The following is a 23,854-nucleotide window of genomic DNA, read 5'->3' as shown; positions in this document are numbered from 1 at the left end:
AGCCTGAATGGCTGCGCATTCGGTCGTCCCTGTACTGAGGTTAACGTGGGTGACATACCCGCGGTAAATCGGATCTATGTCCGATCACTCACAGGAACGATTCAGAGAATCGATTTCGGGCGTTTTACCGATTCAGTTTGCCGACCGTCGCATCCGAGCCGTTCCGCAGTTCGTTCGAGGCGCAGCCGTACAGGTCAGCGCGCACCGCGTCGAGCGCCTCCTGCAGGGGCGGCAACCGCCGGTCGCGGACCGCCGCGGCCTTGGCGGTGGCCACCGCATGCTCGCGCAGTTCAGCGTCGATCTCAGCGACGCGATCGGCCGCCGTCGCGCTCTCCACCTCGTCTCGGGCGGCCAGGCCGGAGGTCAACGCCGCTTCCGCCGCGAGCACCCGGGTGGCGACCCGCTCCTCGACCACGGCCCGCCACGTCGCGGTGACATCGGTGACCCACCGGTCCAGCACCGCCCTGTCCTGCAGCAGACCCCGGATGCCCACCACCCACACCGTCAGCAACAGACCCACCAGCCCACCTGCCACCAGTCCCGCGACCGTCAGCCCGGGCGCCAGCCCCGCGAACAGCCGAGTGACGGCGAGCGCGACCCCGAATCCGAAGCCGGTGCCGACGACCATCGTCAGCTGGGTCTCCAACCGCCGTGACTTCAGCGGTGGCGACGAGACCTCAGGTCGAGGCGCAGGTGCGGGCCGCTCCGGCGCCGACAGACCGAGCTCGGTCGCGACGTCGCTCAGGTGTGTGGTGATGCCCTCGTCGACTTCATCGACGACTTCTTCCGCGCGGGTCCGCACATAGGCCTCGAATTCGCCGAGCTTGCGTCGGCTCGTGTTCGAGGCGTCCTCTTGCAGTTCGGCACGCACCGACGTGCAGCGGTTGCGCGCGAAATAGGTCAGCTGCACGCGCGCCTGCTGAATGTGGCTGCGCAGCGCGATGCTTCGTTCGGACTTCGACAACCGCCTGCCCCGCAGGATGTCCTCGCGGTTCTTGCGCAGCGCGGCCACGCGGGCCTGCCGATCCGATCCGGCGGCCTCCGCCTGATAGCGCTCGATCACGTTCTGCAGCCGGACTTCCCACGCCCGCAGCCGGTTCCGCCGCTGCACATCCGGGTCGGCCAGCCGCTGCCTGAGCACACCGACGAGTTCGTCGACCCGCGGCTCTCCGAGATCGGGCGCGGCCGCCGCACCCACCCACTGCACATGCTCATACCGCGGCGCGCGTGCCGCCAACCGAGCACGGTCGGCGGCCAGCACCTCGCGCCAGTTGCGATGAGCGTCGATCTTGGCCACCACGCCGATGATCAGGTCGGTGCAGTTGGCAGCGAGATCGACCAGCGCGCAATCGGATTCGGTCAGCGGCGCGATCGCAGACACCACGAATACCACCGCCGTGGGCGCATGGGCGGCAGACAGTTCGTCGGCCTCCACGAAGGTGCGCTCGGGCATCCGTTCCCGCAACACCGCAATGAGGCTGCTGGTGCCAGCCAGCCACGGGCCCGTCACCAAGACGACGTCGCGTCGCTCGACGCCCGGTGAACTCAGGCCCGTATCGATGGCCGCCACCAGGGCGTCGGCGGCGGCTTCCGGTTCGGTCATCGAGCCTGCCCGAGCAGGCGCAGCGAACCCCTTGCGATGTCACCGGCGCAGTTGCGGTGCAGTGGGCTGAGCGGGCCCCGGCTGTAACGACGCCAACGGACGGCCCGGCGTAGATGCGCCGCAGCGTCGTCGCCCCGGTCCACCTGCACTCCTACCGCCTCGACCACGTCGACCGCCGCCGACATCACCGCGAGCACGGTCTCGTCGGTCGACAGGAAATCAGCGAGCTGACTGTCACCGGATAGTACTGCGATGCAACGCAATTCGGTGATCGCGGTCTGCAGCCGGCGGTAGCGCACCGGGGCGGCCGCCGCGACGATGTGCTCAACGACCCTGTCGAGCCGGCTCGCGCGACGCAGCACGGACGACACCTCTGCGCCCTCACCAAGTGCGAGCAGCGCGCTGGCGATGCCGAAGCGATCCAAGGTCGCAAGCAATCGGCGCCGAAGCTCGGGCGGCACCGGGTGGGCGGCATCGACGAAGGCGTCCGTCGACGTCAGGTCCGCGGGCTCGGTGACCAACACTCGCAGCGCCCGCATCAGCTCGTCGTCGAGTTCGGCGGTCGCCAGCAGCGCGATCATCGACACCGCAGGCACCCCTGTCAGGGTCCGAAACTCGGCGGCACGCCGGTGCGCCCTTGCCAGCGGACCGCCGTCGCCGAAGCCCGTCAGGTCGGCCTTGTTCAGCACCGTCACGCTGGGCTTGTCGACGGCAAGGAGTGCACGGTCCTCCGGCTTGACAGCCTCGGCGATCACGACGACCTGAACATCCGCGGCCGTGGCATCGGTGGTGACAGCCATTCCCGACGCGGCCAACGCCGCAGCGACCGTGCCGCGCCCGACGCCGCCGCGGCCCAGCACAGCAACGCGGATGGGAGCAGCAAGGCGCGCGATAACCGGCTGCAATCGCGGATCCTTGCTGTGTTCAGCGAATCGCCTCAGCGCATCGACGAAAATCTGGCGGCCTTCCCGAGTGTTGCCGTAATCGTGGCACCTTCGCGCGCAGGTCGCGAACGGTTGTCCCCAGTACCAGCCGAAGGCAACTGTTGGGTATCAATCTGTACCACGATGCGGGTACTCAGCTGTCTATGAGCGACCATGGACGAATGCAAACGCCCGGGCCTGATGTCGTCGGCCGTCCCGGGCCGGAAGCCGCGCATTTGCATCGCCGGGTCACCAGCTTTCGGACCAGGCGCTCGACGCTGTCCGGAGGACAACAGGCGACGTGGGAGCGGCTGTGGCCCGAGATGGGCGCACTTGCCCGTGACGCCGACGGCCCCGCATCGTTGCTCGACACCGAGGCGTGGTTCGGCCGGTCGGCGCCCGTGGTGCTCGAGATCGGCAGCGGAACCGGTGTCTCGACGCTGGCGATGGCAAAGGCCGAACCGCACCTGGACGTGGTCGCGGTCGAGGTCTACAAGCGTGGGCTGGCCCAACTGCTGTCCGCGATCGATCGCGAGGGCGTCACCAACATCCGTCTGATCCGCGGCGACGGCGTTGACGTGCTCCAACACATGTTCGCCCCGGACTCACTGACCGGTGTGCGGGTCTTCTTCCCCGATCCATGGCCCAAGGCGCGACATCACAAGCGCCGGCTGCTGCAACCGGACACGGTCGCACTGATCGCCGACCGGCTGCGGACCGGCGGTGTGCTGCATGCCGCCACCGACCACGCCGGCTACGCCGAACAGATCGCCGAAGTCGGCGACGCCGAGCCGCGGCTGCGCAGAATCAGCGCCTCGGACACGCTGCCCATCTCCGTGCAGCGGCCCGTTACGAAGTACGAAGGCAAGGCCCAGCACGCGGGCAGTGCCGTTGCCGAGTTGCTCTGGGAGAAAAGGGCATGAGCGTCACTGAAGACATCCAGCGCGTAGAACCACACATAGAAGAAGTAGCCCCGCCGCCGGTGATGCCTGTCGAAGCGACGGCGCGAGTGCTGCTGGTGTGGGACGCACCCAACCTCGACATGGGTCTCGGCTCGATCCTCGGCGGCAGGCCCACCGCCGCACATCGGCCTCGATTCGACGCCCTCGGCCGGTGGCTGCTGACCCGCACCGCAGAGATCTCCGCCTCCCGCGCGGACCTGACGCTGGAGCCCGAGGCGACCGTCTTTACGAACATCGCCCCAGGTAGCGCCGATGTGGTTCGACCTTGGGTGGAGGCATTGCGTAACGTTGGCTTCGCGGTCTTCGCGAAACCGAAGATCGACGAGGACAGCGACGTCGACAGCGACATGCTCGCCCACATCGCGCTTCGGCGCAGCGAAGGGCTGGCCGGTGTGCTGGTGGCCTCCGCCGATGGGCAGGCCTTCAAGCAGCCACTGGAGGAGATTGCCCGCGACGGCGTGCCCGTGGCGGTGCTGGGATTTCGCGAACATGCCAGTTGGGCGTTAGCGTCGGATACCTTGGAGTTCGTCGACCTGGAAGACATTCCTGGTGTTTTCCGGGAACCGCTACCGCGAATCGGCCTTGATTCGCTGCCCGAGCAAGGGGCTTGGCTGCAGCCATTCCGGCCGCTGTCCTCGCTACTTACCTCGCGCGTGTAGACAACTGGAAATGCGCGGGTAGCCACAGACTTAGAAGGAGCTTACGTGTTCGCCTGGTGGGGTCGAACGGTGTACCGATATCGATACATAGTGATCGGTGTCATGGTCGCACTGTGCCTTGGTGGCGGCGTGTTCGGCATCAGTCTCGGCAGCCATGTCACCCAGAGCGGTTTCTACGACGAGGGCAGCCAGTCGGTGCACGCGTCGGTCGTCGCCGACAAGGCCTACGGCCGCGACACGTCCGGCCACATCGTCGGTATCTACACGGCGCCTGAGGGCAAGACCGTCGACGATCCGGACTTCAAGAAGAAGATCCTCGACAACCTCGACAAGGTCGAGAAGGACCACCCCGACGAGATCCTGCGGTCGATCGGCTACTTCAAGAGCCCAGACGTGCTCAAGAACATGTCCGATGCCGACAAGCAGCACGCGTTCATGTCGATCCAGCTCAAGGGCGACAACGACGACGCGATCCTGAACAACTACAAGAAGGTCAAGGACGACCTGCTCAGCGTCAAAGACGACGGCGTCGACTTCAAGATGGCGGGTCTGCAGCCGCTGGCCGCCGAACTGACCGGCACCATCGGCGACGACCAGCGACGCGCCGAGGTCGCCGCCATCCCGTTGGTCTGTGTGGTGTTGTTCTTCGTGTTCGGTGGCGTCGTCGCTGCCGCGCTACCCGGCATCATCGGCGGCCTTACCATCGCGGGCGCGCTGGGCATCATGCGCCTGATCGCCGAGTTCATACCCGTGCACTTCTTCGCCCAGCCGGTGGTGACGCTGATGGGCCTCGGCATCGCGGTCGACTACGGCCTGTTCATGGTCAGCCGGTTCCGAGAAGAAATCGCCGAAGGCTACGACACCGAGGCCGCCGTGCGCCGCACAGTGATGACGTCGGGCCGCACCATCATGTTCTCCGCGGTGATTCTGGTGGCCTCGTCGGTGCCGCTGCTGCTGTTCCCGCAGGGCTTCCTCAAGTCGATCACCTACGCGATCATCGCCTCGGTCATGCTCGCGGCGATCCTGTCGATCACCGTGCTGGCCGCAGCGCTGGCCATCCTTGGCCCGAACGTCGACGCGCTCGGCGTGCGCACCTTGTTGCGCGTTCCGTTCTTCCGCAACTGGAAGCCGATGCGCGTCTATCTGGAGTGGCTGTCGGAGAAGACACAGAAGACCAAGACGCGCGAAGAGGTCGAGAAGGGCTTCTGGGGCAAGCTCGTCAACCGCGTGATGAAGCGGCCCGCCGCCTTCGCTGTGCCCATCATCATCGTTTTGATCGCGCTGATCATCCCGCTGGGACAGCTCGCGCTCGGCGGCATCAGCGAGAAATATCTGCCGCCTGACAATTCGGTACGCCAGGCGCAGCAGGAGTTCGACAAGATCTTCCCCGGGTTCCGCACCGAACCGCTGACGATTGTCATGGAGAGCGACAACGGTCAGCCGATCACCGACCAGCAGATCGCCGAAATGCGCAACAAGGCGATGCAGATTCCCGGCTTCATCGACCCGGACAACGATCCGTCCAAGATGTGGAAGGAACGGCCCTACCTCGACGGTGCGTCGAAGGAGCCGTCGGTGCGGGTGATCCAGAACGGTTTGGTGAACCGCAACGACGCGGCCAAGCAGATCAACGAGTTGCGGGCGATCACACCGCCGCGCGGCATCACTGTATCCATCGGCGGCACACCGGCTTTGGAGCAGGACAGTATTCACAGCCTGTTCGACAAGCTGCCGTTGATGGTGGTCCTGCTGATCACCACGACGACGATCCTGATGTTCCTGGCGTTCGGCTCGGTGGTGTTGCCGATCAAGGCCGCGGTGATGAGCGCGCTCACGTTGGGCTCGACGATGGGCGTGCTCACGTGGATGTTCGTCGACGGCCACGGTTCAGGGCTGATGAACTACACGCCACAGCCGTTGATGGCGCCGATGATCGGCTTGATCATCGCGGTGATCTGGGGCCTGTCGACCGACTACGAAGTGTTCCTGGTCTCGCGCATGGTGGAAGCGCGTGAGCGCGGCATGTCCACCGCCGAGGCGATCAGGATCGGCACCGCCACGACCGGTCGCCTGATCACCGGCGCCGCACTGGTTTTGGCCGTTGTCGCGGGCGCGTTCGTCTTCTCCGATCTGGTGATGATGAAGTACCTGGCGTTCGGTCTGCTGATCGCGCTGCTGCTGGACGCCACCGTGGTCCGGATGTTCCTGGTGCCCGCCGTGATGAAGCTGCTCGGCGACGACTGCTGGTGGGCGCCGCGCTGGATGAAGCGACTTCAGGAGCGGCTCGGCCTCGGCGAGACCGAGCTGCCCGACGAACGCAAACGCCCCGCGGTGCGTGAGCCGTCGGACAGCCCGGAGGCGCTCGTCGGTGCGGGTGCGCCGGCAGCGCGGCCCAGGCCGCCGCATGACCCGACACACCCCGCGGTCGAGGGTTCGTCGCGGCCGAACGCGACGTCACGGATCGCGGCCCCGCCGCGCAGCAATGGTCCGTCCGGCGCAGGCACGACGCGCATCCCCACCCGGGCGCAAGCCGACGAACCGCAGACCACGCGGCTGTCGGTCGCCAAGAATGCGGTCCGCAATGTCGTGAACAACGCGACCGGAGCCACACCCCGTGCGCAACGGCCCGCACCGCCACCTGCCGGACCACGGGAAGAGCGCGAAATCGAGTCATGGCTCGGTGAATTGCGCGGTACCAGCGCGGGCGCTCCGCCTGCGGCGCCGCCCGCTGCGCCACCAGCGCGGCCGTCGACGGACGCCACGCGCGCGATGCCCGAACAACGCCCGCGCCCGCCGCGACCGCAGCCGGGCAACGAGCCGACGACTGCGATTCCCGCGCTGGGGACCCCGCCGGAAGGCAGGGGACGTCCGCGACCGCAGAACACCGATGCACCCGCGACGACGGCCATCCCGACGCCGCGGAAGTCCGACGCCGACGCGGCCACCGAAAAGCTGAACACCCCCAAGGACGAAGAGCCCAAGCGCCGCGGCGGAGGGGTCAGCGCGCAGGATCTGCTGCGGCGCGAGGGTCGGATCTAGTCGGCTGCTCGGCTGGCGCTGCCGAGATCAGAGTTTCGGCACGCTTTCCGGCGAGAAACGTACCGGAACCTTATTTCGCGGGCCTTGGTGTTAGGGCGCGTCGGCCGCTCGGCTTTCTATGTCGTCGGCTTCGCCCTTGACGACCGGCCCGCTTTGGGATTCCTGCGCGGCTTCTTCGGCTGCGGGGTCGCTGGCCACGAGCACGCGAACCGCGCTGTTGAGGAAAGCTACGGTCGGCACCGCCAGTAGCGCGCCGACGATGCCCGCCAGCACGCCGCCTCCCGCGATCGCCAACACCACGGCCAGCGGATGGATCGACACCGCACGACCCATCACAAGCGGTTGCAGCACATGGCCTTCCAGCTGTTGGACGGCGATGATCAAGCCGAGCGTGATCAACGCGTAGACGAAGCCCTTCGCGATCAGCGCGACCACGACCGCGACGAATCCGGCGATCACCGCACCGACGAGCGGGATGAACGCGCCGAGGAACACCAGCGACGCCAACGGCAACGCCAGTGGCACACCCATGATCGCCAGGCCGGTGCCGATGCCGACCGCGTCGACGAGGGCCACCAGGAACGTCGCGCGCACGTAGCCGATCAACGAATGGAAGCCGGCCCGCCCCGCGTCACGCACCCGGTCCCGCACGTCCTGCGGGAAGATCTTGGTGACGAACCCGTAGATGTGACGCCCGCCGTGTAAGACGAAGATCAGAGTGAAGAGCACCAGCAGCGCACCGGTGACGATCTCGGTCAGCGTGCTCGCGGTCGACAGCGCGCCGCTGGTCAACTTCTCCTGATTGTTCTGCAGCGCTTCGATCGCCGATTTGCGGGCACTGTCGATCTGATCCTGGTTGACCTTCAGCGGCCCGTTCGTCAGCCAGTCACCGACGCCCTTGATGCTCGCGCTCACCTGGTCGACGAGTGCCGGTGCGCCCTGGATGAACTGGGTCACGACGAACGCCATGATTCCGCCGACGACGGCTATTCCGCCGAGCAGGACCAGCGCCACCGCGCCACCGCGAGGCGCGCCGTGGCGGTCGAGGAAATCGACGACCGGCAACAGCAGCGCAGCGAGCAGCGTCGCCAGCGCGACGGGCACCACCAGCACTTCCAGCTTTTTGACCACCCATAACAGCGCCACGATCGCACCGCCGATAACCAGCAGGCGCCACGCCCATGCGGCCGTCTTGCGCACGAAGGGAGTCACTGACGCATCGGCGACGGAATCGAAGGAAGGGCCCGCTGGCATGCCGGTAGCGTAACGGCAGGCACACACCTGGCTGGGCATCTCGCGAATCGACCTCGGCGCGCCTGCGATTGCGCCATTATCTGCGCGAACTGCACCGTTACCCTATTGGCGTGTCCCACGACGCGCCTGCGAGCGACTCGCAGACGGGAAACTCCAGCCAGGAGCGCCCTACCAGGGGCAAATACTGGTGGCTGCGCTGGGCGATCATCGGTGTCGCAGCCGTTGTGCTGGCGGCCGAGCTCACGCTGGTGTGGGACCAGTTGGCCAAGGCGTGGAAGAGCGTCTACTCCGCGAACTGGTGGTGGGTGCTGGCCGCGATCGTCGCAGCGATGTCGTCGATGCACAGCTTCGCGCAGATTCAGCGCACCCTGCTGAGGTCGGCGGGCGTCAAGGTCAAGCAATGGCGTTCGGAGGCGGCCTTCTACGGGGGCAACGCGTTGTCCACCACGCTGCCGGGCGGCCCGGTGCTGTCGGCCACCTTCATCTACCGCCAACAGCGCATCTGGGGCGCGTCGCCGGTGGTGGCGTCGTGGCAGCTGGTGATGTCGGGCGCGCTGCAGGTGGTTGGGCTTGCGCTCGTCGGCCTCGGCGGCGCCTTCATGCTCGGTGCGAGCAAAAACCCACTGTCGCTTATCTTTTCGCTAGGTGGCTTCCTCGTGCTGATCGTGCTGGCGCAGGCCGTCGCGACCCGCCCCGAACTCATCGACGGTATCGGGGTGCGGCTGCTGTCGTGGTTCAACTCGGTGCGCGGCAAGCCCTCCGACACGGGCTTGACCAAGTGGCGCGAGACGCTGTCCCAGCTGGAGTCGGTCAGCCTGTCGCGCCGCGAGCTCGGCGAGGCGTTCGGCTGGTCGCTGTTCAACTGGATCGCCGATGTCGGGTGTCTGCTTTTCGCCTGTTACGCCACCGGTGCGCACCCGTCCCTGGCGGGTGTGACGGTGGCGTACGCCGCGGCACGTGCGGTCGGATCGATCCCGTTGATGCCGGGCGGGCTGCTCGTCGTCGAGGCGGTGCTGGTGCCGGGCCTGGTGACGTCGGGCATGACGCTGGCCTCCGCGATCTCCGCGATGCTCATCTATCGGCTGGTCAGTTGGATCTTCATCTCCGCGATCGGCTGGGTGGTGTTCTTCTTCATGTTCCGCACCGAGAAGGACATCGACCCTGACGCAACGGTCGACTCCGCACAGCCGCCGCAGTTCAGCCCCGACCCTGAGGCCCCCCATGATCCCGAACCCGAATCTTCTTGAGCCCCAGCCGTTTTAGATGTGAGGAACGTTGCCAATCAATGACACGCGCAGGCGGGTGCGACGCGCGCTGATCGCCCTGCTGGCCGACATCGTCTGCGTGATCGTGTTCGCCACGATCGGACGACGAAGCCACGCCGAGGGATTGACCGTCGCAGGCATCGCGCAGACCGCGTGGCCGTTTCTGGCCGGCACCGCTCTCGGTTGGCTCCTGATCCGGGGATGGCGCAGGCCGTTCACGGTCATCTCCACCGGCGTCGCGGTATGGGTCTGCACCGTGGTGGGCGGAATGCTGCTGCGCAAGGCCACCTCCGCGGGTGTGCAGACCAGCTTCATAGTGGTGGCGTCGATAGCGACGGCAGTCCTGCTGCTGGGATGGCGCGCCGTGGCGGCGATGCTGCGCCGGGGCTAGTCCGAATCGGTAGGCGGCTCAGGCGAAGTCGAGACCGTCAACGTCGCGCGCAAACCACCGAGTGGTCCGTCGGACAGCTCGATGCGCCCGCCGTGCAGCGCAGCCTGCTGGGCAACCAGCGCCAGGCCCAGCCCCGATCCGCCTGGCGCCGCGTTGCTGCCGCGGGAGAACCGGCCAAGCACGGCCTGATGCTCTTCCTCGGGCAGACCGCGGCCGTTGTCGTCGACGATGATCGTCAGGCTATGAGCAAGCCGCCGTGCCATCAACACAATTCGAGTCGCCTGACCATGTGTCACCGCGTTGCGGACCAGATTGTCGACGGCGAGGCGAAGGCCGCCGGGCCAACCCCAGATCGGTCCGAGATCGTCGGCGGCCTCGACCTCGATCTCGACGCCGGCGGCGGTGCGCATGTTCTCTCGCGCGACCCGGTCGAGCATGTCGGTGATGTCGATGAGCTCGCGGTCTTCGACCTGCGCCAGCTGGCCGGACGCGAGCTGCCCAAGCGCGGTGATGATCGCCTCCACGCGACGCTGCGCGCGCGAAAGATCTTGCACCACTTCGGCTCTCTCGTCATCCGGGAGATCGTGGATTCGCAGCGTGTCGAGGTCGGCGCGCATCGCCGTCAGCGGTGTGCGCAGTTCGTGTGCGGCGTTGGCGGCGAAGTCCTGCGCTGCCTGCAGCGAGTTGGTGGTGGCCCGCTGGGCGGCGGCCAGCCTGCTCAGCATCGCGGACATCGCCTCGGAAAGATCCTCGGCCTCGCGCACGCCGCGCACCTCGGGCATCTCCTCTGCGTCTTCGCCAAGTGCTTTGGTGTGCTCGGTCAGTCGGCGCAGCGGCCGGATCGCTGGGCCGGCCAGTAGCCAGCCCAGTCCGGCGGCGATCAACACCGTCACCACACCGACGGCGGTGTAGGCCGGAATCCTGGCGCGGTTCAACAAGATACTGTCGGCGCGGATGCCGACCGACATCAGCACACCACCCTGCTGGTCCACGGCGACGGTACGCACCCGATACTCGACATCGTTGACTTCGACGTTGGCACTGCCCAACGGCAACGGCGGCAGTTGCAGGCCGCGCTGAAACATCACCTGCCCGGTCGACTTGGACCGCCCGGTGGTGAGCACACCCCGTCGCGGATCCTGCACTTCGTTGGGATTGATGCTGGCGTCGACGATCGAGTCGAGTCGCCGATCTAGTTGCGCCGCATCGTTATTCGCGAGCACCACGGAGGTGAGGATGGTGAAAACGGCCACCACCGCAGCGGCGGCGGCAGCCGACGCGATCGCCACCCGGGTACGCAACGAAGCTGACCGCAGGAACCGCGGCAGCCTCACTACGGCTCGTCCCGCAACACGTACCCGATCCCGCGAACCGTGTGAATCACCCTTGGCAGTCCGTCGCGTTCGAGCTTGCGCCGCAGGTAGGAGATGAACACGTCGGCAACGTTGGTGTCGACGTCGAAGTCGTAACCCCACACCAATTCGAGCAGCCGTTGCCGCGACAGCACCACACCTGCGTTCTCGGCGAGCACTGCCAGCAGGTCGAACTCTCGCTTGGTCAACTCGACCCGCTCGCCGTCGACGAACACCAACCGTCGCGCGGTGTCGATGGTCAACGGCCCCACGGTCATCGTGTCGGAGGACTGCTCCGAGTTGCTCGCGCGCCGAAGCAGCGCGTGCAGCCGAGCCACCAACTCACCCAGATCGAACGGCTTGGTCAGGTAATCATCGGCGCCGGCCTCCAGGCCCGCGATCCGGTCGTTGACCGTGTCACGCGCGGACAGCACACAGATCGGGATGTCATTGCCCAACGCCCGCAGCGCGGTAACCACCGCGACGCCGTCGAGCTCGGGCATCTGCACATCAAGAACCAACGCGTCGTGGGATTCGTTGGAGAGCAGCCGCAGCGCCTCTTTACCGGTCGCCGCGACCCGCACGTCGAAACCAGAATGCCGCAGCCCGCGGGCCACGGAGGTCCTGACGTCAGGGTCGTCGTCGACCATCAGCACCGTACGGCTCGCGCTGTCCTGCGCGGGCGATTCACCCACCCGCACGGGCGCTACGAAATCGCAGGTGCAGGTGCTGAACCGCAGCGGTTCTTGAGGTCGACCAGTGGTTGGCGGATCCCCGTGAGATCCGCTTTGGTCTGCGGATTCTGGTCCAGGTAGTTCTTCACCTCGGTACGGACCTGATCACGCGGCAGCCCTTCGAGACTGGTGAAGAACCAGTTCACATCCGGATGCGTGAAGAGGTAAGCCGACGTCGAAGCCGAGACCCCCGAAGCCACCCCGGCCAGGTCGGCAGCGGTGCAGTTCGGCGGGTTGTTGGCCGGATCGTCGGCCATCGCCGAGGGCAGTGCGCCAAACAACATCGCACCGGCAATCGCGCCGGTGCCGACCACGCCAGCTACCGCACGCCGCGCGGTACGGGCCGAGAGCAACATGGACAGGCTCCTTCGGACGAAGTTCAGAAGCGAGAACCATTGGCGGTTCCGACAATTTAAAAGCTAAGCAGAAAGGGTGCAGACTTTCTTGCCTTGCGGATAACCGATCGCGACAAAGTCCGAACCCGCAGGTCAGCTAGGGTCGGGGCGTGTCGTGCCGCGCTAACGCGGGGTGAGCGTCGACGGCCCCGGCAGCGGTCCGCTGCCCTGCGTGGCAGCCGTTGCGGGCGGCGGTGACGTCGGCGCCACAGCACCGCCTGCGCCCATCGTCTGCGCGGCCTGCAGAGCTCCTGGCAAACCTCCGGGCACCGCGCCGCCCTGCTGCTGCGTGGCCTGCATGAGGCCCATCAGCTGCGGCAAGCTGATCGGCAACTGGCAGCGGGCCGACAGGCTCACCAGCGGCTGCTGCAACTGTTGCATGTCCTTGGCGGCCTGCGGGTTGGCGTCGAAATAGCCCTTGACCGAGCCGAGCGACTGCGGCCCGGCCTGCTGCTGGGAGATCGTCGTCAACGCCTGGTTGGTCTGCGGGTGGCTGTCGAGGTAGTAGCCCATGGACGTGGCCACCGACCCGATGGTCTTGGCCAGTTCACTGGCCGCGCACGGATCGGTCGCGGCGGTTGCCGACGGGGCTGGGTTACCCAACAGGGCAGCGACGCTGGCGCCACCGGCCGCCGACGCAGCGAACGCCGCATAAAGGCCGCGACGCAACGTCTTAGCAGACGAAATCATGGACAACTCCTTACGATTTGCAAACGTTTTGGCACGTCGCAAACACTCCGCAATCGGACAGTTGGGTTCGGTGACCCCAAAACGGCCTGTCGCACATAGTGCCATCGACGTCGCTGCCGCTGCCAATCCAGCGAAGAAACGTGCAGGTGAATAGCAGGAAGTCCGCAGGCTGGAGTAACGGTTGGTGAGGCAATTGCGAGAGTGGAGTTAGAGCTGCTTAAGGCGTTGCTCAGGGCCGGTCACCCTACACGACGCTGATATAGGCTCAGCTTCGCAACGCCGGGCAGAAAGTGGGAGTTCGCTATCCAGCAGTTCATGATGCGCTTGAGCAGCAACCTGCGCAGATATCGCTGGGCGGTCTTCGCGGTTTGGCTGCTGTTATTGGCTCCCGCCATTTATCTGGCGGCCAACCAATCCGGCAACCTCACCGGCGGCGGCTTCGAAGTCGAAGGCTCCCAGTCGCTGCATGTGCAGCGTGAGCTCGAGCAGCACTTCCCAGACCAGGGCGCCTCCCCGTTGGCCCTGGTAGCAGCCCCGCGCGCGGACGCCTCGTTCCAGGACATGACTGCGGCGGTGGCCCAACTCGAGCGCATCGCCGCCGAGGTGCCCAGCGTCAAGGTGGCGCCGAACCCGCAGCAGCCGCCGCCTCAGCCCGACCGCCCGTATGTCGTCACCCTGCAGTTGGACTTCAACAACACCGGCGCCGTCGACGTCGCCAAACAGCTGCGGCAGAAGGTCGGCATCACCGGCGATCAGCCCGGCGAGATCGAGAACGGCAAGGTCAAGCTCTACGTCATCGGGCAGGGGGCACTCGGTGCGGCCGCGACACTGGCCACCAAACACGACATCGCCCAGGCCGAGCAGTGGAACCTTCCGATCGTCCTGATTGTTTTGCTCGCGGTCTTCGGCTCGCTGGCGGCCGCGGCGATGCCACTGGTCCTTGGCATCTGCACGGTCGTGGTGACCATGGGGCTGGTCTATCTGCTGTCGATGTACACCACGATGTCGGTGTTCGTCACGTCGACGGTGTCGATGTTCGGCATCGCACTGGCCATCGACTATTCACTGTTCATTCTCATGCGGTTCCGGGAGGAACTGCGTGCGGGCCGCGATTCCCAGCAAGCGGCCGACGCCGCGATGGCGACCTCCGGTCTGGCGGTCGTGCTTTCCGGGCTGACCGTGATCGCGTCCGTCACGGGCATCTACCTGATCAACACCCCGGTGCTGAGGTCGATGGCCACCGGCGCGATCCTCGCCGTCGCCGTTGCGGTACTGACGTCGACCACGCTGACTCCCGCGGTGCTGGCGACGTTCGGCCGGGCGGCGGCCAAACGGTCGTCGTATCTGCACTGGTCGCGCCGCGTCGAAAGCACGCAGTCGCGGTTTTGGAGCCGCTGGACCGGATGGGTGATGCGACGGCCGTGGGCATCGGCGCTGCTGGCCGCGGCGTTCCTGTTGACCCTTGCGGCGCCGGCGTTCTCGATGGTCCTCGGCAACAGCATGCAGCGCCAGTTCGAGCCGACGCATGAGATCCGTGGCGGCGTGAACGCGGCGGCGCAGGCACTGGGGCCCGGCGCGCTGGGGCCGGTCCGTGTGCTCGTGACGTTCCCTGACGGCAATGCGGCCTCCGCGGCGGCCAAACAGCCCGCGCTCGACGCGGTGCGCCAGAAGATGGCGCAGGGACCCAACGTGGTGACCGTGTCGCCGCCCGTCTTCGGCGATGACTACCGGCGCGCGATGCTGTCGGCGGTGCTGTCGGTGGACCCCGAGGACATGGGTGCGCGCGAGACGGTCGACTGGATGCGCGCACAGTTGCCGAAGACCGACACAGGAGCACGCATCGACGTCGGCGGGCCGACGGCGCTGATCAAGGACTTCGACGACCGGGTGTCGTCAACCCAGCCGTTGGTGTTCGGGTTCGTCGCGCTGATCGCGTTCGTGATGCTGCTCATCTCGATTCGGTCGGTGTTCCTGGCGTTCAAGGGCGTGCTGATGACGGTGCTGTCGGTGGCCGCCGCCTACGGCAGCCTCGTCGTCGTCTTCCAGTGGGGCTGGCTCGAAGACCTGGGCTTCAAACCGATCTCGTCGCTGGACAGCACGATCCCGCCGCTGGTGCTGGCGATGACGTTCGGCCTGTCGATGGACTACGAGATCTTCTTGCTGACCCGCATCCGCGAGCGGTTCCTGCAGACCAAGAACACCCGCGACGCCGTCGCGTACGGGGTGAGCACCAGCGCCCGGACCATCACCAGCGCCGCGCTGATCATGATCGCGGTGTTCATCGGGTTCGCGTTCGCGGGCATGCCGTTGGTCGCTCAGCTCGGCGTTGCGTGCGCGGTCGCGATCGCGGTTGACGCCACCGTGGTGCGGCTGGTGCTGGTGCCCGCGCTGATGGCGATGTTCGACGAATGGAACTGGTGGCTGCCACGCTGGCTGGCCCGCATCCTGCCGTCGGTGGACTTCGAAAAGCCGATCCCCAAGGTCGACCTGCCCGACCTGGTCATCATCCCTGACAACATTTCGTCGCTGGGGCCGACAGGCTCCGACCTCCGGATGGTGGTCAAGTCCGCGGCCAGGCTGAAAAGCCTTGCCCCCGATACGATTACCGTCGCCGACCCGCTCGCGCTAGGCGTCGCTCCCCCCACCCAGCCGATGCCCGCGATCGTGAACGGGGCCGGACATCGCAACGGCGGCACAACCGCAAATGGCGTGAAGAACGGCAAGTCCAAGCCGCCCAGCCTGCCCGAGGTGCATCCGGTGACCATCTGGCGAGGCAGGCTGTCGGTGGCACTGGATGCGCTGGAGACCGAGGCCGACGCCGAACGCGCACCGGTCGCGCGCAGCAGCCCGGTGGAGACCACCAACGTGCAGCTGCCGACCGGCGACCGGTTGCAGGTTCCGACCGGGGCTGAGACGCTGCGGCTGAAGAGCTACCTGGTCATGTGCCGAAACACGACAAAGGATTTTGCCGAGTTTGCCGAACTGGTCGACTCCATGGAGACTCACACTGCCGCTGTGGTGCTGGCGTCCATGGACCGGTACTACTGTGGAGACCGCTCACGAAAACAATGGGTCGCCACCCAGTTGGTACGCCGCCTGGCCGATCCACAACCGTCAGACGAGCACGACACCAGGATGTCGGGCCCTGAGGCGGAGGCTGATTGGGCCAAGGTCAGGGAGCGCTGCCTGTCGGTGGCGGTAGCGATGCTTGAGGAGGCGAGGTGACGTTGGCACCCGACATTCGGGATGCGCGACGCGATGCAGTCGCCGGCCCGACGCGAGCGCCGGCGCCGAGAAGTGCCCGCAAACCGACCACCGATGACCGGCCCGTCGAGTTCTGGCCGACCTCTGCGATTCGCGCGGCGCTGGAGACCGACGACCTCACCGTCTGGCAGCGCATCGTCGTCGCGATCAAGCGTGATCCGTACGGCAGGACTGCACGCCAGGTCGAGGAAGTGCTGGAAACCGCACGGCCATACGGCGTTTCGAAGGCCCTCTCAGAGGTGCTGATCCGGACCCGCGAGCATCTCGAGGCCAACGAGCGCGCCGAAGTCGGCCGCCATGTGCAGGCGCTGCTGGAGCGCTCGGGTCTCGGCCCTGACGAGTTCGCTTCGCGCATCGGTGTGCCCAGCAAGGAGTTTGCGGCGTATGTCGCCGGGACGACGAGTCCGCCTGCCTCGCTGATGATCCGGATGCGCCGGTTGTCCGACCGGTTCGCAAAGATGCGCGATCAACGCCACTAGGCATGGCCAACGCGCCGGACATCGAACACATTCTGCGGGAGACGCGCACTGTCGCGATCGTCGGCGCGTCGGCCAACCCCATGCGAGCCAGCCATGACGTGTGGAGCTATCTGAAGTCGGCGAGCGACTACGAGCTGTATTTGGTCAACCCGACGATCGACGAGATCGAAGGCACGCGGGTGTACCCATCACTGGCGGACCTTCCGGTGGTGCCCGATCTCGTCGACGTGTTCCGGCGCCGCGAGTATCTCCCTGGCGTGCTCACCGACACCGTCGATGTCGGCGCAAAGGTGTTGTGGTTACAACTCGGGCTGTGGCATGACCAGGTCGCCCGGGATGGCGAAGCAGCGGGACTGCAAGTCGTGATGGACCGCTGCCTGAAGGTCGACCACGCGCGTCTGCTGCGTTAGCGCGAGTGGATCGGCGACACGTCGTCGACCATCCAGCGTCCGTCGGACTTCGACAGCTGAACGCGAAGTGCGAGCACCGCGGTGTCCGTCGGCTTGCCCGGTGAGCTCTGCGTCGCACGCATGATCACCGCGACGCTGGCGGCGTCCGGCCCGATCGCCTCGACGCCCGCCGACACCGTGCTGGCCTGGGCCGAGATGTTCCGGCTTGTCAAATCCTTTGCCACATCAGCGAATTCACGTTTGAACGCCTCGGCGCTCTTCGCCGACATCATGGCAGTGACCCGGTCGATCGATGCGTTCGGGCTTTGCGGGGTGAACGTGGCCGAAGCCTCCGAGACGCTGCTGGCGATGCCGGCCACCTCGGTGGTGTCACTGTTGAGCGTGCGGTCGGGCACCGTCCACTTGACGTAGCCGATGGTCACGCCGGCCGCCAACGCGGCGGTTGCGACGGCGACGACGGCCAGTCGCAGTCCGGGGCCGTCGTCGTCGGTGCCCATGGTGACCGAATCACGGCGCGCGAGAACGACGTTGACGACGACGCCCTCGACGATGAGTAAGCACAACACCGAGCAGGCCGACACCCACCACAGGGGCCAGGCCAGCACGATACCGATGTACACCAGGGCCAGCACTGCGGAAAGGGGCGCCAGTACGTCAAAGGCCAAGACGCGCAACAGGTTTCTCATCGGATGGGCTCCAGCCGCGAGATCAGCAGCTTGCCGTCGACGTCGGAGACGTCGATGCGCAGATTCCAGCGCACGGTCTGCGGTTTGTCGGCGCCGGCGTTCTGGCTGATCGATGTCGCCACCACCATCACGGTGTCGGTCCGTGATGCGGCCCCCAACAGTTCGGGCTGCTGCTGGGGCGGCGGCGCACCGTTGGGGCCGGGCTGGGCGTGGTGGATCGACTCAACGGCCACCGAGTCGACCTGACCGGTGGTTTTGGCTTGCAGCTTCTGCACAAGCGCGCGATAAGGCTGCACGGTCGAATCGAAGTCGGCGTTGAGCTGACCGACGGTGCCCTCGTGCAGCTTGTTGAGGTCTACTTCGACGCTGTCCTTGTTCATGTTGATCAGCACGCTGGTCCAGTCGGCGGCGGCCTGCATGACACGGGCGCGGTAGTGAAGCTCGTCGACGTCGCTGCGGTGCTGGGTCCAGATCAGGCCTGCCAGGACGACGGCCGCCACCGCGAGGACGCCAAGGACCGCCGAGCCGATGCCGAAGCCGGTGAAGACGGGGCCGTCGTCGGTGCGGTCCTGGCTCTGCTTGTCGGGCACAGGCGAGAGGCTACCTGGCGGCCGAACTCAGCCCGGGCTGCCCGCGCTGCCGGTTCCCCCGGTGGCGCCCTCGTGGCCGTCGGCGCCACTGCTGCCGTTACCCCCCTGGCCGGTGCCGGCACCACCGCCGGTGCCCTTGGTGCCGCCAGCGCCGCCCGCACCGCCTGCGCCCCCGGCCCCACCGCCACCGGACTGGCCGCTGGTTCCGATCAAGCCGCCGGTGCCGCCTGTCCCGCCATTGCCGCCGGTCCCTCCAGTTCCTCCGGTTCCGCCCTTGCCGCCGTCGCCGCCGACGCCGCCGTCCCCACCGACGGTCGACGCGCCGCCCCCGAAACCTCCGTCGCCACCGCCGCCGCCCGGCCCTCCGGTCGCGCCTGTCCCTCCGGTGCCGCCTTGTCCGCCCACGCCGCCGAGGCCACCGCTGCCAACGATCACGCCGCCGTGGCCCCCTGACCCACCGGCGCCACCCGTTCCCCCGGTCCCGCCAGTCGCACCGACACCTCCGGTGCCGCCTGCGCCGCCAGTGCCTGCGACCGGGACCCCGCCATTGGCGCCGCCGCCGGTACCGCCTTGACCACCCGCAGCGCCGGTGCCACCGGTCCCGCCGGCTCCCCCGGTGCCTGCAACGCCGGTTTTGCCTCCCGTCGCACCGCCGACACCGCCGGCGCCTCCAGGCGCTCCGGATCCGCCATCGCCGCCGGCCCCACCGTCGCCGCCGAAGCTGGTGCCGGCTCCCTGCGCGTCGCCGCCGTGGCCGCCGGCGCCTCCCGGTGCGCCGGGTCCGCCCGCACCTCCAGCACCGCCGATCCCCCCGGTGGAGGTGGCATTTGCAAGCGAGTCCCCGCCTTTGCCGCCGTTTCCTCCTGCCTGTCCGGTCGCCGTTCCCGGTTGGCCGGGTTGGCCGGGGCCGCCGGTGGCGTCTCCGTCGGGACCGCCAGTGGCCTTGGAGCCGTTGTCGCCATTGGCCGCGGGGTCGACCGGCGTCGCGAGTCCGGGATTGACGCCGGGGATGCCCGTCGCACCCTTTCCTCCAGCGCCGCCTGCGCCACCATTGCCGATCCAGCCGGCGTCACCGCCGTTGCCGCCTGCGCCCGCGACGCCGCCGTTGGCGTCGGCTGCAACTCCTGCACCGCCTGCGCCGCCGTTGCCGATGAGGCCACCCGCTCCGCCGTTGCCGCCCTTACCGCCGTTGACGCCTGCTACCCCGGCGCCGCCCTGGCCGCCGCTGCCGAACAGCAGTCCGCCGGCCTGACCGTCCTCGCCGGGTGCACCATCGGCGCCATTGCAGACCAGCCCGCACCGGTCGCCGATCAGCGCGCTGAACAAACTGTTGACGCTCCCGGCCTGCGCCGCCAACGCCGGACCCGCGCCGCCGCCGCCGATGACCGCCGTGGATCTCGCCACCACCGACGGCGTTGCGCGGAGATTCTGCTCACCCTGAGGTCGAATCGTCGTCGACGACACGAACACCCCAGGAACGCCGGTGGTCGGCGCTGGGCCAGAGCCGTGTCGGATCAGCACATCGAAGAGCCACGGCGCCACCGCAGGCGAGCCCGCAGGACCGGTCGTGACCCCGGGTCCCGCCTCGGGCACCGGATCTGTGGCAGCTTGTGCGACAAGCGGATTGACCACCCGCTGCACGCTGGACGGCTCCGCAGGGCCCGGCGGATTGGCCAGCAGCACGCCGGCTCCGGCCAACACGACTCCGGCGGTCAGATAGGGGCGAATGGGCATAACTGAAAATCTCCTGAAGAAGGAATTTGCCAAGTCAACGTACAGCCGTCGGTGAAGGGACGTGCTTGCTTTGACAAAGAGTTCGCGCGCAGGAGGTAGCAGTGCATTCGCGAGCTTCTGGAAGGATGTTGGGGTGACGGTAGAAGCCATTCGCTCCGGTATCGACCTCAGCCATGTCGACCCCGATGCGCGCCCCCAAGACGATCTGTTCGGCCATGTCAACGGTCGCTGGTTGGCCGAGTACAGGATCCCGGCCGACCGCGCGACCGACGGTGCATTCCGCTCGCTCTACGACCGCGCCGAGGAGCAGGTCCGCGATCTCATCACCGAGGCGGCCGCGTCGGGCGCGCCGAAGGGCACCGACCAGCAGCGCATCGGCGATCTGTACGCCAGCTTCATGGACGAGCAGACGGTGGCCGAGCGCGGTGTGCAACCGCTGCTCGAGGAACTGGCAGCGATCGACGCCGCCGAAACGCCCGAGGCCCTCGCGGCCGTCGTGGGTGCGCTGCAGCGCAGCGGGGTCGGCGGCGGCACCGGCGTCTACGTCGACACCGACTCCAAGGACTCGACCCGTTATCTGGTGCACCTCACCCAGTCGGGGCTCGGCCTGCCCGACGAGTCGTATTACCGCGACGAGCAGCACGCCGAAATCCTTGCCGCTTATCCGCAGCACATCGCGGCGATGTTCGCGTTGGTGTACGGCGGCGACCACACCGAGACGGCCGCGCGGATCGTCGCTCTGGAAACCAAGCTGGCCGCCGCGCATTGGGATGTGGTCAAGCGCCGCGACGCGGACCTGACCTACAACCTGCGTACCTTCTCGGACCTGACGGCCGAGGCCCCCGGCTTCGACTGGGCAGGCTGGGTTCAGGCATTGGGCACGACGCCAGATAACGTCGCGGAAGTCGTTGTGCGCCAACCTGATTACCTCACCGCGTTCGCTTCGGCGTGGTCAGGCGAGGACCTGGAGGACTGGAAGAACTGGGCGCGCTGGCGGTTGATTCGTGCCCGCGCCTCGCTGCTCACCGACGATCTGGTCGCCGAGGATTTCTCGTTCTACGGCCGCCGGTTGAGCGGCACCGAGGAGATCCGCGACCGCTGGAAGCGAGCCGTTTCGGTGGTCGAGGGCCTGATGGGCGACGCCGTCGGCAAGCTGTACGTCGAGCGCCACTTCCCGCCGGATGCCAAGGCGCGCATGGACGAACTCGTGGCCAACCTGCGCGAGGCCTACCGCGTCAGCATCAACGACCTCGAGTGGATGACACCGGAGACCCGGCAGAAAGCCCTGGCCAAACTCGACAAGTTCACCCCGAAGATCGGCTACCCCGCCAAATGGCGGGACTACTCGACGCTTGTCATCGAGCGCGACGACCTCTACGGCAACTACCGGCGCGGTCACGAGACCGAGACCGACCGCGAACTGGCCAAGCTCGGCGGACCGGTTGACCGCGACGAGTGGTTCATGACGCCGCAAACCGTCAACGCCTACTACAACCCAGGCATGAACGAGATCGTCTTCCCCGCAGCCATTCTGCAGCCGCCGTTCTTCGATGCCGACGCCGACGACGCCGCCAACTACGGCGGTATCGGCGCGGTGATCGGACACGAGATCGGACACGGTTTCGACGACCAGGGCGCCAAGTACGACGGCGACGGCAACCTCGTCGATTGGTGGACCGACCAGGATCGAACCGAATTCGGCGCGCGGACAAAGGCGTTGATCGAGCAGTACGAGGAGTACACACCTCGTCAGCTGAGCAACGGCCATCACGTCAATGGTGCATTCACCGTCGGTGAGAACATCGGCGATCTCGGCGGTCTGTCGATCGCGCTGTTGGCCTACCGGCTGTCGCTGAAGGGCAAGGAGGCACCGGTGATCGACGGGCTCACCGGCGAGCAGCGGGTCTTCTATGGCTGGGCACAGGTCTGGCGCACCAAATCCCGTGACGCCGAGGCGATTCGGCGACTGGCCATCGACCCGCATTCGCCACCGGAGTTCCGCTGCAACGGCGTCATCCGCAACATCGATGCGTTCTATGACGCGTTCGAGGTCAGCGAATCCGACGAGCTGTACCTGGAACCACAACGGCGCGTTCGCATCTGGAGCTGATCCTGCACACGCAAAAGCCCCTGACACGCGACGTGTTCAGGGGCTTTTGCGTTTAGGGCGTTTGGGTCAGAACATCTGCCAATCGGATGCGCCGTCGGGCTGGTTGTACAGGCCCTTCGAATTCTTGATCACGATCGGATCGCCACTGCCGAAGTTGTCGTAGAACCACTTCGCATTTTCCGGGCTGATGTTGATGCAGCCGTGACTGACGTTGCGCTTGCCCTGATCGGCCACCGACCACGGCGCGCTGTGCACGAAGTTGCCGCTGTTGTCGATCCGAACGGCGAGATCCACGTCGACCTTGTAGCCGTTGGGGGAATTCACGGGCACGCCATACGTCGAGGAATCCATCACGATGTGGGGGAACTTCTCGAGCACGTAATACGTGCCGTTGGGGGTCGTGTGCCCGCCGGCCGACATACCCATCGACACCGGGATCGTCTTCTCCAGCTTCCCGTTTCGCATGACGGTCATCTGATGCGTCGCGTCATCCACGGTCGCCACCAGTTGCTCAGGAACAGTGAAGCTCGACTTGGTGCCGCTGGCGTCGATGTTCACGACTGTCCCCGCGGGCCAGAAGTCCTGCGGCCGCCAGCGCACCTGGGTGTCGCTGGTCCAGTAGAACCGGCCGGGCACGGGCGGCACCGACGAGATGTGGATGGCCTGTTCGGCCAGCGCCCGGTCGGCGATCGGTCGGGCGAAGTTGATGTAGATCGGCTTGGCGGCACCGGCCTTGGACCCGTTTGTCGGGTTGAACGTCGGCGGCGCGAACACCGGAGGGCCGGTGTACGGCGTCGGGTTCTGGCCCGCGGGCGTGCCCTCGGGAATCACCGCGGGTGCGGCCAGCGGATCGGCAGGCGCGAACGGGTTCGGCAACGCGAACGGCGGCGGAGCAGGCGGTGCGGCCGGATCGGCGGGCGGCGGGACCGCCAGCGGATCAGCGGGCGGCGGCGCGAACGGATCCGGCGGCGGCGCGGGTGCGGCAGCCGGATCGATCGGCGCCGGCGGCGGCGCAACGTCAGGGTCAGCGAGCGCAGATGGGTTACCCAACGCCAGTCCACCGACCAGTCCAGCCGCGAATATCGCGGTGGCCAGTCTGCCCCTCATCCGCGAACGCATACGTCACCTCCAGTCACACACAAACTCCGTCCAGTCTCGCACAGCGAAAGCACCGGCTACTTCGTCGAGGAAGCTGCCCGGGCCTGTGCGACCGCCCAGCTCAGGTCGCTGACCTGCAGTGTCAATCGCAGCCCGGCCGGGAACGTTACTTCCTACTGATTGCCTGAGGAACTACGAACAGGGCCTACGTACGTT

20 protein-coding genes are annotated in these 23,854 nt (G+C 67.0%); 9 read left to right on the top strand and 11 right to left on the bottom strand.

Translation table 11 applies throughout. From position 1 onward, the window contains the following. Positions 1-124 precede the first annotated feature (124 nt). The gene (locus tag GGC64_RS24725; protein WP_192725115.1) at positions 125-1,603 is read right to left on the bottom strand and encodes a hypothetical protein; all 1,479 of its coding nucleotides are present in this window, start codon (positions 1,601-1,603) and stop codon (positions 125-127) included. After that, on the bottom strand, positions 1,600-2,508 hold the full coding sequence (locus GGC64_RS24720; protein ID WP_370582291.1) for a hypothetical protein: 909 nt from the start codon (positions 2,506-2,508) through the stop codon (positions 1,600-1,602). The genes GGC64_RS24725 and GGC64_RS24720 overlap by 4 nt, the downstream gene beginning before the upstream one ends. Positions 2,509-2,690: 182 nt before the next feature. Between GGC64_RS24720 and trmB the strand changes: the two genes are divergently transcribed. The 3 genes from trmB (at position 2,691) to GGC64_RS24705 (ending at position 7,186) form a co-directional block, all read left to right on the top strand. Continuing rightward, entirely contained in the window at positions 2,691-3,449 is a 759-nt protein-coding gene (gene trmB / locus GGC64_RS24715; protein WP_370582289.1) for a tRNA (guanosine(46)-N7)-methyltransferase TrmB, read from the top strand. 62 nt (positions 3,450-3,511) lie between these two features. Continuing rightward, the gene (locus tag GGC64_RS24710) at positions 3,512-4,147 is read left to right on the top strand and encodes an NYN domain-containing protein (protein WP_370582307.1); all 636 of its coding nucleotides are present in this window, start codon (positions 3,512-3,514) and stop codon (positions 4,145-4,147) included. Between the two features lie 45 nt (positions 4,148-4,192). Further along, positions 4,193-7,186, top strand: a complete 2,994-nt coding sequence (locus GGC64_RS24705; RefSeq protein WP_192725112.1) for an MMPL family transporter — start codon at positions 4,193-4,195, stop codon at positions 7,184-7,186. A gap of 90 nt (positions 7,187-7,276) precedes the next feature. Here GGC64_RS24705 and GGC64_RS24700 read toward each other — a convergent pair whose 3' ends face one another. Then, a complete protein-coding gene (locus tag GGC64_RS24700; RefSeq protein WP_192725111.1) occupies positions 7,277-8,440 on the bottom strand; it encodes an AI-2E family transporter in 1,164 nt (387 codons plus the stop codon). A 110-nt stretch (positions 8,441-8,550) separates the two neighbouring features. On the opposite strand from GGC64_RS24700, the gene GGC64_RS24695 reads away from it, so the two are divergent. Beyond that, positions 8,551-9,687 (top strand): YbhN family protein, encoded by a 1,137-nt coding sequence (locus GGC64_RS24695; RefSeq protein ID WP_192725110.1) that lies wholly within the window; start codon positions 8,551-8,553, stop codon positions 9,685-9,687. A 28-nt stretch (positions 9,688-9,715) separates the two neighbouring features. Continuing rightward, complete coding sequence (locus GGC64_RS24690) at positions 9,716-10,096, top strand: DUF3054 domain-containing protein (protein WP_192725109.1); 381 nt, start codon at positions 9,716-9,718, stop codon at positions 10,094-10,096. Here GGC64_RS24690 and GGC64_RS24685 read toward each other — a convergent pair. The 4 genes from GGC64_RS24685 to GGC64_RS24670 all read right to left on the bottom strand — a co-directional run bounded on the left by GGC64_RS24685 (position 10,093) and on the right by GGC64_RS24670 (position 13,267). Continuing rightward, a complete protein-coding gene (locus tag GGC64_RS24685; protein ID WP_192725108.1) occupies positions 10,093-11,430 on the bottom strand; it encodes a HAMP domain-containing sensor histidine kinase in 1,338 nt (445 codons plus the stop codon). The genes GGC64_RS24690 and GGC64_RS24685 overlap by 4 nt on opposite strands. Beyond that, positions 11,430-12,098 (bottom strand): response regulator transcription factor, encoded by a 669-nt coding sequence (locus tag GGC64_RS24680; RefSeq protein WP_192725276.1) that lies wholly within the window; start codon positions 12,096-12,098, stop codon positions 11,430-11,432. Before GGC64_RS24680 ends, GGC64_RS24685 begins: the two co-directional genes overlap by 1 nt. A gap of 56 nt (positions 12,099-12,154) precedes the next feature. Further along, the gene (locus GGC64_RS24675) at positions 12,155-12,538 is read right to left on the bottom strand and encodes a heme-binding protein (RefSeq protein WP_192725107.1); all 384 of its coding nucleotides are present in this window, start codon (positions 12,536-12,538) and stop codon (positions 12,155-12,157) included. A 162-nt stretch (positions 12,539-12,700) separates the two neighbouring features. Beyond that, on the bottom strand, positions 12,701-13,267 hold the full coding sequence (locus tag GGC64_RS24670) for a hemophore (protein ID WP_192725106.1): 567 nt from the start codon (positions 13,265-13,267) through the stop codon (positions 12,701-12,703). A gap of 315 nt (positions 13,268-13,582) precedes the next feature. Here GGC64_RS24670 and GGC64_RS24665 point away from each other — a divergent pair, with 315 nt between their 5' ends. Genes GGC64_RS24665 through GGC64_RS24655 form a run of 3 tightly spaced genes read left to right on the top strand, consistent with a single transcriptional unit; the run spans position 13,583 to position 17,420 of the window. Then, positions 13,583-16,492: an MMPL family transporter gene (locus GGC64_RS24665; RefSeq protein WP_192725105.1), complete on the top strand. Its 2,910-nt coding sequence runs from the start codon at positions 13,583-13,585 to the stop codon at positions 16,490-16,492. After that, positions 16,489-17,010 (top strand): XRE family transcriptional regulator, encoded by a 522-nt coding sequence (locus GGC64_RS24660; RefSeq protein WP_192725104.1) that lies wholly within the window; start codon positions 16,489-16,491, stop codon positions 17,008-17,010. Before GGC64_RS24665 ends, GGC64_RS24660 begins: the two co-directional genes overlap by 4 nt. 2 nt (positions 17,011-17,012) lie before the next feature. Next, positions 17,013-17,420, top strand: coding sequence for a CoA-binding protein (locus GGC64_RS24655; protein WP_192725103.1), 408 nt, complete (start codon positions 17,013-17,015; stop codon positions 17,418-17,420). Here the strand turns inward: GGC64_RS24655 and GGC64_RS24650 are convergent. From GGC64_RS24650 to GGC64_RS35185, 3 genes are read right to left on the bottom strand one after another with little or no spacing between them, the layout of a single operon-like run. Continuing rightward, a complete protein-coding gene (locus GGC64_RS24650; protein ID WP_192725102.1) occupies positions 17,417-18,106 on the bottom strand; it encodes a hypothetical protein in 690 nt (229 codons plus the stop codon). The genes GGC64_RS24655 and GGC64_RS24650 overlap by 4 nt on opposite strands. After that, positions 18,103-18,696: a hypothetical protein gene (locus GGC64_RS24645; protein ID WP_192725101.1), complete on the bottom strand. Its 594-nt coding sequence runs from the start codon at positions 18,694-18,696 to the stop codon at positions 18,103-18,105. Before GGC64_RS24645 ends, GGC64_RS24650 begins: the two co-directional genes overlap by 4 nt. A gap of 27 nt (positions 18,697-18,723) precedes the next feature. Beyond that, positions 18,724-20,430 carry a PE family protein gene (locus GGC64_RS35185; protein ID WP_192725100.1) on the bottom strand — a complete coding sequence of 569 codons (1,707 nt, stop codon included), beginning with the start codon at positions 20,428-20,430 and terminating at the stop codon, positions 18,724-18,726. Between the two features lie 133 nt (positions 20,431-20,563). On the opposite strand from GGC64_RS35185, the gene GGC64_RS24635 reads away from it, so the two are divergent. Continuing rightward, entirely contained in the window at positions 20,564-22,540 is a 1,977-nt protein-coding gene (locus tag GGC64_RS24635) for a M13 family metallopeptidase (RefSeq protein WP_192725099.1), read from the top strand. 66 nt (positions 22,541-22,606) lie between these two features. Here GGC64_RS24635 and GGC64_RS24630 read toward each other — a convergent pair whose 3' ends face one another. Further along, positions 22,607-23,659 carry a L,D-transpeptidase family protein gene (locus GGC64_RS24630; RefSeq protein WP_192725098.1) on the bottom strand — a complete coding sequence of 351 codons (1,053 nt, stop codon included), beginning with the start codon at positions 23,657-23,659 and terminating at the stop codon, positions 22,607-22,609. Positions 23,660-23,854 lie beyond the last annotated feature (195 nt).

It is taken from the genome of Mycobacterium sp. OAS707 (assembly GCF_014873705.1).
Classification (GTDB): domain Bacteria; phylum Actinomycetota; class Actinomycetes; order Mycobacteriales; family Mycobacteriaceae; genus Mycobacterium.
The sequence above is the reverse complement of the archived record's forward strand: the minus strand, read 5'-3'. Positions and strand labels throughout refer to the sequence as shown.

Bases quoted from the DNA above. Each gene is read 5' to 3' on its own strand.
- GGC64_RS24725 (WP_192725115.1), bottom strand. From the start codon at position 1,603: ATGACCGAACCGGAAGCCGCCGCCGACGCCCTGGTGGCGGCCATCGAT.
- trmB (WP_370582289.1), top strand. From the start codon at position 2,691: ATGAGCGACCATGGACGAATGCAAACGCCCGGGCCTGATGTCGTCGGC.
- GGC64_RS24710 (WP_370582307.1), top strand. From the start codon at position 3,512: ATGCCTGTCGAAGCGACGGCGCGAGTGCTGCTGGTGTGGGACGCACCC.
- GGC64_RS24700 (WP_192725111.1), bottom strand. From the start codon at position 8,440: ATGCCAGCGGGCCCTTCCTTCGATTCCGTCGCCGATGCGTCAGTGACT.
- GGC64_RS24680 (WP_192725276.1), bottom strand. From the start codon at position 12,098: ATGGTCGACGACGACCCTGACGTCAGGACCTCCGTGGCCCGCGGGCTG.
- GGC64_RS24675 (WP_192725107.1), bottom strand. From the start codon at position 12,538: ATGTTGCTCTCGGCCCGTACCGCGCGGCGTGCGGTAGCTGGCGTGGTC.
- GGC64_RS24670 (WP_192725106.1), bottom strand. From the start codon at position 13,267: ATGATTTCGTCTGCTAAGACGTTGCGTCGCGGCCTTTATGCGGCGTTC.
- GGC64_RS24665 (WP_192725105.1), top strand. From the start codon at position 13,583: ATGATGCGCTTGAGCAGCAACCTGCGCAGATATCGCTGGGCGGTCTTC.
- GGC64_RS24655 (WP_192725103.1), top strand. From the start codon at position 17,013: ATGGCCAACGCGCCGGACATCGAACACATTCTGCGGGAGACGCGCACT.
- GGC64_RS24650 (WP_192725102.1), bottom strand. From the start codon at position 18,106: ATGAGAAACCTGTTGCGCGTCTTGGCCTTTGACGTACTGGCGCCCCTT.
- GGC64_RS35185 (WP_192725100.1), bottom strand. From the start codon at position 20,430: ATGCCCATTCGCCCCTATCTGACCGCCGGAGTCGTGTTGGCCGGAGCC.
- GGC64_RS24630 (WP_192725098.1), bottom strand. From the start codon at position 23,659: ATGCGTTCGCGGATGAGGGGCAGACTGGCCACCGCGATATTCGCGGCT.